The sequence below is a fragment of the Mycolicibacterium sp. XJ879 genome (assembly GCF_053483935.1).
The window spans coordinates 59,233-71,708 of record NZ_JBEFTH010000006.1 but is presented as its reverse complement, the minus strand read 5'-3'; the positions used below and the strand labels follow the sequence as shown (position 1 = coordinate 71,708).

At 65.3% G+C, this 12,476-nt stretch carries 13 protein-coding genes, 4 tRNA genes and 1 pseudogene; 7 read left to right on the top strand and 11 right to left on the bottom strand.

The features are described 5' to 3' along the window. Window positions 1–28: 28 nt before the first annotated feature. Window positions 29–472 carry an SRPBCC family protein gene (locus ABQF13_RS15550; RefSeq protein WP_448393663.1) on the bottom strand — a complete coding sequence of 148 codons (444 nt, stop codon included), beginning with the start codon at window positions 470–472 and terminating at the stop codon, window positions 29–31. Window positions 473–504: 32 nt separating this feature from the next. Here ABQF13_RS15550 and ABQF13_RS15545 point away from each other — a divergent pair, with 32 nt between their 5' ends. Together ABQF13_RS15545 and ABQF13_RS15540 are read left to right on the top strand one after the other, a co-directional pair. Then, window positions 505–948: a nuclear transport factor 2 family protein gene (locus tag ABQF13_RS15545; RefSeq protein ID WP_448393662.1), complete on the top strand. Its 444-nt coding sequence runs from the start codon at window positions 505–507 to the stop codon at window positions 946–948. A gap of 138 nt (window positions 949–1,086) precedes the next feature. Continuing rightward, window positions 1,087–1,251: a hypothetical protein gene (locus ABQF13_RS15540; protein WP_448393661.1), complete on the top strand. Its 165-nt coding sequence runs from the start codon at window positions 1,087–1,089 to the stop codon at window positions 1,249–1,251. On the opposite strand, the gene ABQF13_RS15535 is transcribed toward ABQF13_RS15540, so the two are convergent. The 3 genes from ABQF13_RS15535 to ABQF13_RS15525 are packed head-to-tail and all read right to left on the bottom strand — an operon-like array spanning window position 1,248 to window position 4,518. Continuing rightward, window positions 1,248–2,228, bottom strand: a complete 981-nt coding sequence (locus tag ABQF13_RS15535) for an NAD-dependent epimerase/dehydratase family protein (protein WP_448393660.1) — start codon at window positions 2,226–2,228, stop codon at window positions 1,248–1,250. The two genes, ABQF13_RS15540 and ABQF13_RS15535, sit on opposite strands and share 4 nt — an antisense overlap. 57 nt (window positions 2,229–2,285) lie before the next feature. After that, window positions 2,286–3,848, bottom strand: coding sequence for a phytoene desaturase family protein (locus ABQF13_RS15530; RefSeq protein ID WP_448393659.1), 1,563 nt, complete (start codon window positions 3,846–3,848; stop codon window positions 2,286–2,288). 55 nt (window positions 3,849–3,903) lie between these two features. Beyond that, window positions 3,904–4,518, bottom strand: a complete 615-nt coding sequence (locus ABQF13_RS15525; RefSeq protein WP_448393658.1) for a TetR/AcrR family transcriptional regulator — start codon at window positions 4,516–4,518, stop codon at window positions 3,904–3,906. Window positions 4,519–4,590: 72 nt separating this feature from the next. Here ABQF13_RS15525 and ABQF13_RS15520 point away from each other — a divergent pair, with 72 nt between their 5' ends. The 3 genes from ABQF13_RS15520 to ABQF13_RS15510 are packed head-to-tail and all read left to right on the top strand — an operon-like array spanning window position 4,591 to window position 6,360. Next, complete coding sequence (locus ABQF13_RS15520; protein WP_448393657.1) at window positions 4,591–5,079, top strand: DUF2834 domain-containing protein; 489 nt, start codon at window positions 4,591–4,593, stop codon at window positions 5,077–5,079. Window positions 5,080–5,107: 28 nt separating this feature from the next. Further along, window positions 5,108–5,572 carry an ester cyclase gene (locus ABQF13_RS15515; RefSeq protein ID WP_448393656.1) on the top strand — a complete coding sequence of 155 codons (465 nt, stop codon included), beginning with the start codon at window positions 5,108–5,110 and terminating at the stop codon, window positions 5,570–5,572. Continuing rightward, entirely contained in the window at window positions 5,569–6,360 is a 792-nt protein-coding gene (locus tag ABQF13_RS15510; RefSeq protein WP_448393655.1) for an MBL fold metallo-hydrolase, read from the top strand. The genes ABQF13_RS15515 and ABQF13_RS15510 overlap by 4 nt, the downstream gene beginning before the upstream one ends. Before the next feature lie 4 nt (window positions 6,361–6,364). Here the strand turns inward: ABQF13_RS15510 and ABQF13_RS15505 are convergent, their stop codons facing one another. From ABQF13_RS15505 to ABQF13_RS15485, 5 genes are all read right to left on the bottom strand, one after another. Then, the gene (locus ABQF13_RS15505; RefSeq protein ID WP_448393654.1) at window positions 6,365–7,201 is read right to left on the bottom strand and encodes an SDR family NAD(P)-dependent oxidoreductase; all 837 of its coding nucleotides are present in this window, start codon (window positions 7,199–7,201) and stop codon (window positions 6,365–6,367) included. A gap of 72 nt (window positions 7,202–7,273) precedes the next feature. Further along, window positions 7,274–7,867, bottom strand: coding sequence for a TetR/AcrR family transcriptional regulator (locus ABQF13_RS15500; protein WP_448393653.1), 594 nt, complete (start codon window positions 7,865–7,867; stop codon window positions 7,274–7,276). Window positions 7,868–7,869: 2 nt separating this feature from the next. Next, window positions 7,870–7,946: transfer RNA gene (locus tag ABQF13_RS15495), tRNA-Phe, on the bottom strand. Between the two features lie 41 nt (window positions 7,947–7,987). Continuing rightward, a tRNA-Asp gene (locus ABQF13_RS15490) sits at window positions 7,988–8,064 on the bottom strand. A gap of 35 nt (window positions 8,065–8,099) precedes the next feature. After that, window positions 8,100–8,172, bottom strand: a tRNA-Glu gene (locus tag ABQF13_RS15485). 143 nt (window positions 8,173–8,315) lie between these two features. On the opposite strand from ABQF13_RS15485, the gene ABQF13_RS15480 reads away from it, so the two are divergent. Together ABQF13_RS15480 and ABQF13_RS15475 are read left to right on the top strand one after the other, a co-directional pair. Then, the gene (locus tag ABQF13_RS15480) at window positions 8,316–9,749 is read left to right on the top strand and encodes an RNA-guided endonuclease InsQ/TnpB family protein (RefSeq protein ID WP_448393652.1); all 1,434 of its coding nucleotides are present in this window, start codon (window positions 8,316–8,318) and stop codon (window positions 9,747–9,749) included. 142 nt (window positions 9,750–9,891) lie between these two features. Beyond that, window positions 9,892–9,967, top strand: a tRNA-Lys gene (locus tag ABQF13_RS15475). 108 nt (window positions 9,968–10,075) lie between these two features. Here the strand turns inward: ABQF13_RS15475 and nrdF are convergent. Beyond that, complete coding sequence (gene nrdF / locus ABQF13_RS15470; protein WP_448393651.1) at window positions 10,076–11,044, bottom strand: class 1b ribonucleoside-diphosphate reductase subunit beta; 969 nt, start codon at window positions 11,042–11,044, stop codon at window positions 10,076–10,078. Between the two features lie 175 nt (window positions 11,045–11,219). Continuing rightward, window positions 11,220–12,433 (bottom strand): annotated as a pseudogene (locus tag ABQF13_RS15465) (RtcB family protein). Window positions 12,434–12,476 lie beyond the last annotated feature (43 nt).

The window sequence follows — 12,476 nt, the reverse complement described above, 5'->3', positions numbered from 1 at the left end:
CATTCCCCGACTTCAGCCTCAGCGCTGTCTAGCGGCCCTTCTTGACCTTGAGCACCTGTTTGCGCAGACCGTCGGTGGCCGCTTCGAGACCGCCCTTCATCGCGCGCTTGAGCACGAAACCCGGGATCGGCACCGCCGGGTCGACGGTGATCTCGAAGCGCACCTTGGTCTTGTCACCGTCGGCAGTGAGGGTGTACGACGCGCTCTGCGTTCTGAGCTGGCTGGATTCGAGCAGCGTCCAACTCGCGCTGTTGTCGGTCCAGGAGTACTGCACGACCTGTTCGTCGGAGATGCCCATGGTCTTCAACTTCAGGCGTACCCGGCCCGGCCGGCCGTCGGCGTCGCGGTCGAGCACCTCCGCGCCCTGGTGTTGTGACGACCAGTCCGGCGCGGACTCCACGTCGGCGATGACGTCGAGGATTTCGGCGGGGCTCGCCTCGATCACGACCTCGCGGGAATCCTTGGTGGCCATGTCCAGACCCTATCCCGGTTACGGTTGGCGGCATGGAGCTTTGGGATTTGGCAGCCCGCGAACGCATCAGAGACACGCTGGCGCGGTACAACTGGTCCGGTGATGCGATGCGACTCGACGACCTCGCTGGCGCGTTCTGTGAGGACGGCGAACTGGAGGTGCGGGGCTCCGAACCGGTGAGCGGCCGTCGCGCGATCGTCGACTTTCTCGGCGGTGCCGTCGCAGCCCCGAGCGCGGCAGCGGAGACGTCGAGCGTCAAACGCATCGTGCGGCACAACGTGGCGAACATCAGCTTCACCGAAGTGACACCGCAACAGGCGCGCGTGGCATGTTATTTCACCGTTTTCACCGAGATCGGCATCGACCATTTCGGCCGCTACCGCGACGTTTTCGTGCCCGTCGACGGCGACTGGCTGATCCGTCATCGCTTTGTCTCCACCGACTGGAGCGCACCGAATTCGACGATGGCGCGCTGATGCTGCGCCTCGCGAGGTGTACATGAGGGCTGTGGTCCGGGCATCGATCACGACCCTGGTGTGCAGTTCGCGAGATCAGAGTCGCGTCGCGGCGGCGTGCCGGGAGTCGCGGACGCTGAATCTGGGTATTCGGCGCTCATGAAGAAGGACAACCCCGACACCGTCGAAACCAATGCCGGCCCGCCCGACACCGACGACGACGTGCTGAGCGACCCCGGGCTGGGCAACGAGGACCGCGCCGACTGGTCCGACGAAGGCGGCGCGACTCCGAGCGGACCCGCCGAGGACACCGACGACGGCTAGAGCGAGTCCGCCAAGGCCGACAGTGTATCGGCGGCAGTGTGTTTCGGCGTCCACCCGAGCCGTGACTTCGCCTTGGCGGTGTCCATCACCACCGACGTCCGCCCGATGTGCAGCCACTCCAGCGCCGACGGCACGAACGGCAGCCGGGCGACCACCTCCGACGCGGCCGTCACAGTGACATGGGGAACCCGCACCGGCCGGGCTCCCAGCGCCGACGCCATCTGCGACACGGATAACACGCCGTCACCGGCGATGTTGTAGGCACCCGGTGGCGCAGACGTGGTGGCGGCCAGTGTGATTGCGCTCGCGACGTCATCGTGGTGGACCAGCTGCAGCGGCGTTCCGGGATCCGGAAACGGGGGCTTCAACAGCGGCAGGGCCTGCGGAATCCGCCTGATCGGCCCGGGTAACTGGTTCCACGGCATCGCGTCGGCCAGCGCCGGCGCCTTCGGGCCCGCGACGATGCAGGGCCGCAGCACGTAAACCTCGAGATCGGAGCCCGCGGTGACCTCCGCCAGCGTGGCCTCACACGCTGCCTTCTGCGCGGAGTAGTAGTGCTCAGGTGACCCCCGCGCAGGCACGTCCTCGGTGATGGGCACCGGGTTGTCGGAGTGATAGCCGTAGGCGGCGACTGACGAGGTGTACACCAGCCGTCGCGGCCGCTGCGCTGCCACAGTCGCCTCGAACACGTTGCGGGTGCCTTGGAGGTTGACGCGGGCGCTTTCCTCCCGCGAACCCATGATGATGAACGCCAGGTGCACAACCACGTCGGCGCCGGCAACCAGGGCGTCAACGGCATCGCGGTCCAAGATATCGCCTTGCTGATAGCGCGCCTTGGTCCATCCGTGTGCCGCCGGATCGAAGGGGCGGCGCGCCATCCCGATGATCTGTTCGACGTCGGGATGGGCTTCCAGCGCCTCGACCGCCGAGAGCCCGATCTCCCCGGTCGGTCCGGTGACGGCCACTGTCAGTGCCATGCGGGAAGACGTTCCCCGTCGAGACGCATCCGAAACGGCCGCCGCGGCGCCTGTGCGTCAGAGCGCGTCGGCCAGCGCCGCCAGCGCCGCGTTGTAGCCGGGAATGAACGTGATACCGGGCCCGCCGTGGCATCCGGCACTACCCAGGTACAGCCCGTCGATGGGAATGGGTTGGTCCACATAGCCTTTCGGGCCGGGCCGGTTGGGGCCGATCTGGTCTGGGTGGATCAGCCCGTGGCAGTAGTCCCCGCCGGGTGCGCCGAACATGGTGCCCATGTGTCTGGGTGTGAACGTGGTGTGCCGGGTGATGAGGCTTTCGAAGTTCGGCGCCAACCGGGTGATCTTCTCGATGACGCGTCGGCCCATCTCGACCTTCATGTCGCCGTAGCTGGCCTGCGCTTCTTCGATGGGGAACCACAGCGAGAACGCCGAGGCCGCGTGTTTACCCGGAGGGGCCAACCCCGGGTCGTTGACCGACGGGATCTGCAGCGCGATGGCGGGATCGGCCGGCACGATGCCACGGCGGCAGTCCTCCCACTGCTGTTGCAACTCCTCGGGCGTGCTGAAGATACCGATGTTCGATTGCATCGTCGGGTCGTTGAGCAGTTCGTATGGCGCCGCGAACTTCGGGATGCCGTCGAGCGCGAAGTGCATCTGCAGGTAGCTGCCGCGGTGGTCGATGCGAGAGAACCGTTGGCGCACATCGTCGGGCACGGCGGCCGGGGTGATCAGTTCGGTGAGCGTGAAGTCCGGTGCGATGGCGGAGACGACGACGGGTGCGGTGATGGTCGAGCCGTCCTCGAGGCGCACGCCGCTGACCCGGCCGTCGACGACGGTGATCTCCTCGACCTTGCTGCGCAGCCGCAACTCGCCGCCGTTGGTGGTGAAGACCCCGCACAGATGTTGGGTGAGCGCGCCGATGCCGCCGCGCACTTTCTTGACCAGCAGTGCGTTCTCGTCCGGCACGGCGAACCCGTACGCCAGGGCCGCGGCGGTGCCGGGTGTGGCAGGTCCGCGGTAGGTGGTGTTGCACGCCAGCAATGCGAGCATGCCGCGCAACGCGCCGTGCTTCTCGCGGTCGGGCAGATACCGGTCGACGACGTCGGTGACCGACCCGAACAGCATGTCGGTGATCGCCGACCGCTCGAATTCGTTTGTGGCGCAGGTATACATCTCGTCCAGCGTCTTGGGCTGCTGGCCGGCATCAAAGCGGCCCAACGCCCGCGTCGGCGCCTGGCACCACGCCATCAGCCCGGCCATTCCGTTGACGGCTTCCGCGCCGTGCACCTCGTTCACGTGGCCCATCAGCTGGATTGGGTCGGTGTAGTAGACGAACGGCTCGTCGCCGACGCCGCGCAGCGACACCGACATCACATCCAGGTCGACGGTCGGTAGTTCGTCCAGCCCCAGTTCCCGGCTCACCGTCGCCGACGTCGGGATCTGCACCGAGCCGGCGATCTCGAACTGGAACCCGTCGAACAGCTCGACAGTGGACGCCATGCCCCCGGCGTAGAGCTTGGCGTCCAGGCATAGCGTGCGCCGGCCGGCCTTCTGCAGCAGGGTTGCCGCAGTCAATCCGTTGTGACCTGCGCCGATGACGATCGCGTCGAAGTCGGTCATGGGCTGAGGTTGGCACGCAACCCGATGTTTTGTCAATATTGACAAAACTTGCTCGTCAGATGGCGTCGCCGATACCGGACCGCAGCGTTTCCAGCGCCTCCCGGCACAGCCGCGCCAGTTCGGGCAGCGAGTTCTCACGGCCGCTGTAACCGACCATCCAGACCTCCATCGCGCCGAACACCGCGGCCGCGATGCACCGGGCGGTGACGGTGATGCGCATGCGCTGGTCGGTGCCGGGTGCCGGCGCGTCGTCCCGAATGAGGTGGTCCTCGATGGCGTCGGCGAACTCGGTCTCGACTTGCCGCATGTGCCGGACGATGCGATCGGAGTCGAGTTCTTGGGCACGCAGGGCCGCGGTGCGCACCACCGCCCAGTCGTCGTACGGCGACGCCATAATCGCCGCGAGCACGGATTCGATGAGCGGCTCGTCGGGTGCGCGTGCCGCCAGCGCGGCCCGAAACCACTGCAGCCCTGCGTCATAGTCGGCGAAAAGCAGGTCGTGCTTGGAGGCGAAGTGGCGGTAGAAGGTGCGCAGCGAAACCCCGGCGTCAGCGGCGATCTGCTCTGCGGAGGTGTCCTCGACGCCCTGGGCGAGAAACCGGACGAGGGCGGCCTTGCGCAGCGCTTCACGGGTGCGCTCACTGCGCGCGGTCTGGGCTGGCCGGGCCATCTGGGTAAGCTACCGCAGACCAACTATGTCAATATTGACAAAACTTCGGCGTTTGGTGGGAGACTCCCCGTCATGGTTTCGCTCCTTGTGCACGCGGTGCTGGGTATCGCTGTCGTCTGGTTCATCATCGCCTCCAACCCCAAGATCTTCGGTCGCCCGCCTGACGGGCCGCGGTTCTCCGCCGTCGAAATCGTCTTCTGGGCAGTCGGTCTCGTGTCGATTCCGCTGTTGTGGTACCACAACATTCAGTTCGTCAACGAGTACGCGACCGCGGGGTCCAACCCGATTTGGGGCCCGGGGAGCTGGCAGGAGTTCATCGCGCTCGGCTACACGAACCCGGCGGCCAGTTCGGCCAGCGCGGACTACACGATCATCAACGTGATCCTGCTGCCGCTGTTCACGATCATCGACGGACGGCGCCGCGGGATCCGCCATCCGTGGTTGTTCTTCGTCTCGAGCCTGTTCACCAGCTGTGTCTTCGCCTACGCGTTCTACTTCGCCACGATGGAGCGCCAGCGTCGTCACCAGTTGGCCGCTGCGGAGCTCAGTTCGCCTGCCTGACCGCTGCGGCGGCCGTAGGGTGCGACCTATGACCGAAGACCTGCGGCAGCGCCGTCTCGAGGTGATCCGCGAGCACATGGACACCGAGGTGACCAAGGAATTCGACCGGACGTTGGCGACGTTCAGATCCGGTTCCGAAGGGCATCCGCACTACGAGATCATGGCCACCGGACAGGTTTTCGACGGTGACGACGAGGTCATGGGCTACTACCGGACCACCCGCACCGCATTTCCCGACCAGCGCCACGACAATGTGCGCTATCACGTCGCCGACGACACCGTGATTGTCGAGTTCGACTTGCTGGGAACCAATCTCGGCGAGTTCTACGGTCTGCCGCCGACCGGTAAGGCGTTTCGGGTGCCGATCGCCGCGGTCTTCTTCTTCGACGGTGACCGCATCGTCAACGAGCGGATCTACTTCGACTCGGCGAGCTTGGTCTCCCAGATCGGTCGGGCCGAACTGCTGTCGCTGGTCGGGACTGACCAACTGTGAGGGTTCACCACCTCAACTGCGGGACCATGCATCCGCCAGGCTGCCCTGAACTGGTCTGCCATGTGCTGCTGGTGGAGACCGACAACGGTCTGGTGCTTGTCGACAGCGGATACGGGTTGGCCGACTGCGACGATCCGCGCCGCCGCATCGGCCCGATCCGCCATCTCATCAGACCGGTGTTCGACCCCGGAGAAAGCGCCGTCCGCCAGATTCAGCGGCTGGGCTTTGCGCGCGACGACGTGCGCCACATCGTCTTGACACACCTCGACATCGACCACATCGGCGGCATCGCCGATTTCCCGCAGGCCATGATCCATTGCACCGCAGCAGAAGCGCTCGGAGCGATACACCGGCCTTCGCTGCGTGAGCGGATGCGCTTCCGGCCGGTGCAACGCAGTCACGGCGCCACCATCGTGGAGCACGAACCCGACGGGGAGGGCTGGCGCGGTTTCGCTGCGGCCAAGCCGCTGACGGACATCTCGGCGGGGATCGTGTTGGTCTCGATGCCCGGGCACACCCGCGGTCACGCCTGCGTCGCTGTTGATGCCGGCAACCGCTGGCTGTTGCACTGCGGTGACGCCTTCTTTCACCGCGGCACCGTCGACGGCAGCACGCACGGCCCGCGCGCGCTTCTCACCTTCGAGAAGGCGGTCGCATACGAACGTAAGCGCCTGCGCGACAACCACGCTCGGCTGGCCGAGCTCTACCGGCGCGGCGAGCAGGACCTGGTGCTGGTCTGTGCACACGACACGGAGATGTTCGAACACGCGCGAGCCACCGCGACGTGATGTCTTACGAGGCTTTGCGTCGACGCTGCATCCACTTCAGCGCGTCGTAGTAACGGGTCGGCGCCAGCCGCCCAAGCAGGTCGAACATCTGGGCGTCGGGCCCGACGAGGATCCGCGCCTTACCCGCCTCCACCCCGCGATGGATGGCTTCGGCGGCGCCGTCGGGTTTGGTCATCGTGATGGCGGCGAAGTCCTCTGCCATCTGCTCCTGGGTACGACCGCGGCCCTCGGGATCCTTGCGGTAACGGGCGTTGCGCACGATGTTGGTGTCGACGCCGCCCGGATGCACGGTGACCGCGCTGACCCCGGTGCCGCGCAACTCCTGGCGCAGCGCTTCGGTGAACCCGCGCACCGCGAATTTCGCTGAGCAGTATGCGCTTTGGCCCGGCATACCGACGAGACCGAAGACGCTGGACGTGTTGACGATCACGCCTTGGTCCTGCTCGACGAGGATCGGCAGGAACGCTCGCGTGCCGTTGACCACACCGCCAAAGTTGATGTCCCAGAGCCACTGATCGTCCTCGGGCACCGCGTCGAGCACGGTCGAGTTCACCGACACACCGGCGTTGTTGAACACCGCGCCGATCGGTTGTGGCGCCCATTGCCGAACCTGGTCGGCGAAGTCGCGTTGGGCCGCCGCATCACGCACGTCGAGCACCCGCAGCAGTGTGGGCCCGCTCAACGAGGCCTCGGTCTCCTTCAGGCCTTGTTCGTCGACGTCGGCGATCGCCACCGGACAGCCGTGCGCGGATAACCGCTGCGCCAGCGCGCGGCCGATGCCCGAGGCGGCGCCGGTGATGACCGCGGTACGACCGCTGATCGTGATGCGACGTTTGCCCATATCTCCCCCTGCGTGCAGTCTCCCAGGTAGCGCAAAGGTACGTGTTAGTACCGACGTTGACAAGGCGACGGCTCAGTTGGTCTGTGCGGCGGGCGCGAGAAGCGCGATCGATGCCTGGACGGCCTCGTCGGCGATGTCGATCATCCGACCGCCCTCTTCCACGGTGATGGCGACCAACTCGCGCAGCCCGCCGAGCAGCATAATGCTCCGCTGGCGTGACACGGGTCCGATGCCCGCGGCGCGAAACTCACCGGTGTCGCCAAGAGTGTGAATCATCGCGATGAAGTTCTCCATCGCTTCACGTTGCAGGGCGCGCGCAGCGCTGCCGAGCGAGGGTACGTCGCGTATCCAGCTGAGCGTCAGCGCGGCCCGGGACTCCCCGGAGGCGATCCAGGCTTCGATGGCCTGGCGCACCTGGGTGCGCCACGGAGCCCCGGGGTCGACCGCGGCGGCGATCTGGGACACCTGGTCGGCGTTGGCTTCCGTCAACAGCGCGACCAAGCAGGCGTCCCTACTCTCGAAATGCTCGTAGAAGGTGCGCCGCGACGTCTTGGCGCGGCGCACGATGTCGGCCACGGTGGTCTTGGGGTAGCCCTCGTCGGCGATGCACTCTTCGAGGGCGTCGAGCAATCGCTGCCGGAAATCGGCGGTCGTCACGCTACCCATTCTGGTGGCCAGGGCCGGGATCGAACCGGCGACCTTCCGCTTTTCAGGCGGACGCTCGTACCAACTGAGCTACCTGGCCGGATGGCACCGGTCGGCGAAAAACCGATATGCCCGCCGTTCTGGCGACCCTGACGGGACTCGAACCCGCGACCTCCGCCGTGACAGGGCGGCGCGCTAACCAACTGCGCCACAGGGCCTTACTCTGCGACTCCCATCGTACGTAGGTCGCGTGTACCCCCTACGGGATTCGAACCCGCGCTACCGCCTTGAAAGGGCGGCGTCCTAGGCCGCTAGACGAAGGGGGCCAGCCGAATCTCTCCGGGGTACTCACAACGCCATGTCGTTGGGAGCCTCGATAGCTTAGGGTACCTGCACCCCAATCCTCAAACTGTTGAGGCTGCTCTCAACGCCACGGAGACTTGTCGGTCGGTAGTGCGATCCTCATCACATGTCCCGGCACACCGCATTCCGTTTCTGTCTCGACCCATCGGTCGAGCAGAGCGAAGTGTTGGCCCGGCATGCCGGAGCGGCCCGCTTCGCGTTCAATCAGTGTCTAGCGATGGTGAAGACCGCGATCAACCAACGCAGGACGAGTACCAGCGTCGATGTGCCGTGGACAGGCTTCGATCTGATCAACGCGTTCAACGCGTGGAAGATGACCGAAGACGCTGGCAGGGTCATCGCAGTCGGCAGAGATGGCGAGGCAGAGGTGGCGGTGACCGGACTGCTCTGGCGACGTGAAGTATGTCAGGAGGTATTCGAAGCAGCGGCAGTCGACCTCGGGAAGGCACTGAAAGCCTGGTCCGACTCACGGTCAGGCAGGCGAAAAGGCAGACGAGTCGGATTTCCGAAGTTCAAGAAGAAGGCCAGCGGGACGGCGTCGTTCCGGGTGCGTAACAGGCACCGCGAAGGCCGTGCGCCGGCGATCCGAGTCGGCGACAATGGCCGACACCGTTCGGTCACCCTGCCAGGCATCGGGCAGATCAGCGTGCATGACGACACCCGCCGCTTACGGCGCATGCTTTCCAAAGACCGCGCCAAGATCGTGTTCGCCACCGTCAGCCGGCGCGGTGGCCGCTGGTGGGTGTCGTTGAGCGTGGCGGCCGCCCATCTCCACCCCACCGCCACGCACCCGGCCCGTGACCCAGACGACGACGCCGGATATGTCGGTGTCGATCTGGGCTTGTCAGTATTCATGGTCGCCGCGACCACCGAAGGAAAGGAAGTTGCCCGAATCGCCGATGCCCCCAAAGCACTCGTCGCCGGGCTGGTACGGCAACGACGGTTGGCGAAAGCGTTGTCACGCAAGCAGAAGGGGTCACGGAACCATCACGAGGCCGCCGCCAAGTTGGCGCGGCATCACCAACATGTCGCGAACGTACGCCGACATTTTTTGCATCAGGTTTCCAACGCGCTGGTCAAGACACACGATCGGCTCGTCATCGAAGACCTGAACGTACGAGGAATGCTGGGCAACCACCGGCTGGCCCGCGCCATCGCCGACGCAGGTTGGGCCGAATTCGCCCGGCTGGTGCAGTACAAACAGGCCTGGCGGGGCGGCACCGTTGCCGTCGCCGACCGCTGGTATCCATCCAGTCGGCTATGTCCGGCATGCGGGCGCATCCGGAGCGATCTCACGCTTGCCGATCGAGTGTTCACCTGTGATTGCGGGCACTCCGCCGACCGCGACTGCAACGCCGCGGCGAATTTGGCTCGCTGGGGTCAGGCTCACCATGGCTCTCATCGATCCCCGGACCCCCAAGCAGGAGGCCGGGCTATCAACGCCCGCCGACGGGCCCGCGCCGACCGGCACTCCACGCGTGCCGTTAGAGCGAGGCCGAATGACGCGGGAACCGACGTTCAGCCAGCCCTCCTGGCCTGAACCGACGACGCCCGAGAAGGGCGATGCCAACACAGAAGTAGATGTTGAGCATGCTTCATAGCTCAGTGGTAGCCGCTGCGACTCGTCTTTATTGAGCCAGGGCGTGCGCAACCATGGCAATACCTCCGCTAGAGTGGCTCGCGCCCCCGTAGCTCACTCGGAAGAGCAGCGGACTTTTAATCCGCGGGTACGGAGATCGAAACTCCGCGGGGGCACCATTCGCTCGACACCCGAACCGGTGCCCGGGAGGTAAGAAACAAGAGCACACGGTTCTTGCTACTGAGGCCGACAAGCTCATGGCTTACCTCGGCCTCACTGACTGAGCGTCACCAGGTCCAGTCCTCGTCGGCGGTTTCCTCAGTGCGGCCGATGACGTAGGCGCTACCGCTGCCCGAGAAGAAGTCGTGCGTTTCCAGGCTGCCGGGATCGAGCTGGGCCATGATTTCGGGCGCCACCTCGCAATCGTCGGCCGGGAACAGCGGGTCGTAGCCGAGGTTGCGCAGCGCCTTGTTCGCGTTGTAGCGCATGAACGCCTTGACGGCCTCGGTGACGCCCATCTGGTCGTAGAGATCCTGGGCGTAGTCGACCTCGTTGTCGTAGAGATCCATCAGCAGCGAATAGGCGTACTCATGCAGTTCCGCACGACGCTCGGGCGATTCGTGTTCGATGGCGCGCTTGAACTTGTAGCCGATGTAATACCCGTGGACCGCTTCGTCGCGGATGATGAGCCGGATGATGTCGGCGGTGTTGGTCAGCTTTGCCCGCGCCGCCCAGTACAGCGGCAGGTAGAACCCCGAATAGAACAAGAAGCTCTCGAGCATGACCGAGACGATCTTCTTCTTGAGCGGGTCGTCGCCCCGGTAGTAGTCCACGAGCAGCTGCGCCTTGCGCTGTAGGTGCGGGTTCTCTTCCGACCAGCGAAACGCCTCGTCAATCTCCCTGGTAGAACACAGCGTTGAGAAAATCGAGCTGTAGCTCTTGGCGTGCACGGCCTCCATGAAGATGAAGTTGCCCAGCACCGCCTCTTCGTGCGGGGTGACGGCGTCCTCGATCATCTCGACATCGCCGACGGTGCCTTGAATCGTGTCGAGCAGCGTCAGCCCGGTGAACACTCGGATGACCACCTGCTGCTCGTTCGGCGTCAGCGTGTTCCACGCCGGAACGTCGTTGGACAGCGGAATCTTTTCGGGCAGCCAGAAGTTGGTGGTGACACGGTTCCAGACGTGAAGGTCGCCTTCATCCTGGATGTCGTTCCAGTTGACAGCGCGTACGCGGTCAATCACTTTGGTGCTCAATACATTTCCTCCTAGCCCACACGAAGCGATGATGCGGCCCCGAGCCCGCGCCGCGTCCAACTGTATCCGCTCCGCCGCGGCGTCGTCGGCAGATCGTAGCCGTGTCTGCTGATCTGACCTATGGGGCTATACGCCCGAAATCCGATGGTTTTCTTCGGATTTCCTGATCGTCTGCTTACTTACCCTTGACGTTGAGAATCTGTCGAAGCTCGGCGTCGATGGTCACCATCGACTCGGCGTCGCGCATCACGACGTCGATCGGCTTGTAGGCGTCGGGGATCTCGTCGACCCAATCGGCGCCGGGCCGGTACTCGATACCCTTCATCCGCTTGTCGAGGTCTGCGGCGGTGAACAGCTTGCGCGCCTTGGTACGCGAGTAGCGCCGCCCCGCGCCGTGGGGTGCGCTGCACAGCGCTTCGGGGTTGCCCTTGCCGGTCACGACATACGACCGGGTGCCCATCGAGCCCGGGATCAGGCCGCGCACGCCCCCGCGCGCGTCGATGGCGCCCTTGCGGGTCAGCCAGACCTCGCGGCCGCCGTGGACCTCGCGCTGGGTGTAGTTGTGGTGCGTGTTTATGCGCTCCACCTCGAAGTCGGCGTACCACCGCGCCATCGGGTCAGCGGCGCCGGCGATGTCGTTGCGGGTCCAGCGGGCGAAGGCCTGAGCGAAACGGTCCATCATTTCGCCGCGGTTCAACAGCGCGAAGTGCTGCGCCCAGCGCAGCTCGCGGATGTATTCGTCGAACGCTGCGGTGCCTTCAGTCAGGTACGCCAGGTCACGATGCGGCAGCGCGACAGAGTGTTTCGCGCAGATCTCTTGCGCCTTGCGAATGTGCTTCTGGGCGATCCGGTTGCCGACACCACGCGAGCCGCTGTGCAGGAACGCCACACCTGATCAGAATCGTCGAGGCACAGCTCGATGAAATGGTTGCCGCCGCCGAGGCTGCCGAGCTGCTCACGCCACTTCGGCGAGTGCGACAGGTCGACGTCCTCGCGCCGGGCCTTCTCCTCGAGCTCGCTGATGCGCTGCTGCGTGAACTTGTACCGGCCGAGGCGGCGGTTGTACTTGCCAGCGCTCATCGGGATCGCCGATTCAAGCGAGCTTCGCAACATGGCCGGGTTCAGCCCGGCGATACGCTTGGCGTCAAACGTGGTGCGCGCAGCGATCATCCCGCAGCCGATGTCGACGCCGACGGCGGCGGGGATCACCGCGCCGTCGGTCGGGATGACCGTGCCGACGCTGCTGCCCTTGCCGAAGTGCGCATCGGGCATCAGCGCGACGTGCGGGTAGACGAACGGCATCGAGGCCGTCTGCTTGGCCTGCTCGATGGTCTGGTCATCCACCTCGCTGGCAAAGTTGACGAGCCGGTCGGTAACCGTCGCTGTCATAAAATCCTCCTGGTGCTGGCGTAGCGCCATGCGGCCAATGTCG

Bases quoted from the DNA above. Each gene is read 5' to 3' on its own strand.
- ABQF13_RS15550 (WP_448393663.1), bottom strand. From the start codon at position 472: ATGGCCACCAAGGATTCCCGCGAGGTCGTGATCGAGGCGAGCCCCGCC.
- ABQF13_RS15545 (WP_448393662.1), top strand. From the start codon at position 505: ATGGAGCTTTGGGATTTGGCAGCCCGCGAACGCATCAGAGACACGCTG.
- ABQF13_RS15540 (WP_448393661.1), top strand. From the start codon at position 1,087: ATGAAGAAGGACAACCCCGACACCGTCGAAACCAATGCCGGCCCGCCC.
- ABQF13_RS15535 (WP_448393660.1), bottom strand. From the start codon at position 2,228: ATGGCACTGACAGTGGCCGTCACCGGACCGACCGGGGAGATCGGGCTC.
- ABQF13_RS15530 (WP_448393659.1), bottom strand. From the start codon at position 3,848: ATGACCGACTTCGACGCGATCGTCATCGGCGCAGGTCACAACGGATTG.
- ABQF13_RS15525 (WP_448393658.1), bottom strand. From the start codon at position 4,518: ATGGCCCGGCCAGCCCAGACCGCGCGCAGTGAGCGCACCCGTGAAGCG.
- ABQF13_RS15520 (WP_448393657.1), top strand. From the start codon at position 4,591: ATGGTTTCGCTCCTTGTGCACGCGGTGCTGGGTATCGCTGTCGTCTGG.
- ABQF13_RS15515 (WP_448393656.1), top strand. From the start codon at position 5,108: ATGACCGAAGACCTGCGGCAGCGCCGTCTCGAGGTGATCCGCGAGCAC.
- ABQF13_RS15505 (WP_448393654.1), bottom strand. From the start codon at position 7,201: ATGGGCAAACGTCGCATCACGATCAGCGGTCGTACCGCGGTCATCACC.
- ABQF13_RS15500 (WP_448393653.1), bottom strand. From the start codon at position 7,867: ATGGGTAGCGTGACGACCGCCGATTTCCGGCAGCGATTGCTCGACGCC.
- ABQF13_RS15480 (WP_448393652.1), top strand. From the start codon at position 8,316: ATGTCCCGGCACACCGCATTCCGTTTCTGTCTCGACCCATCGGTCGAG.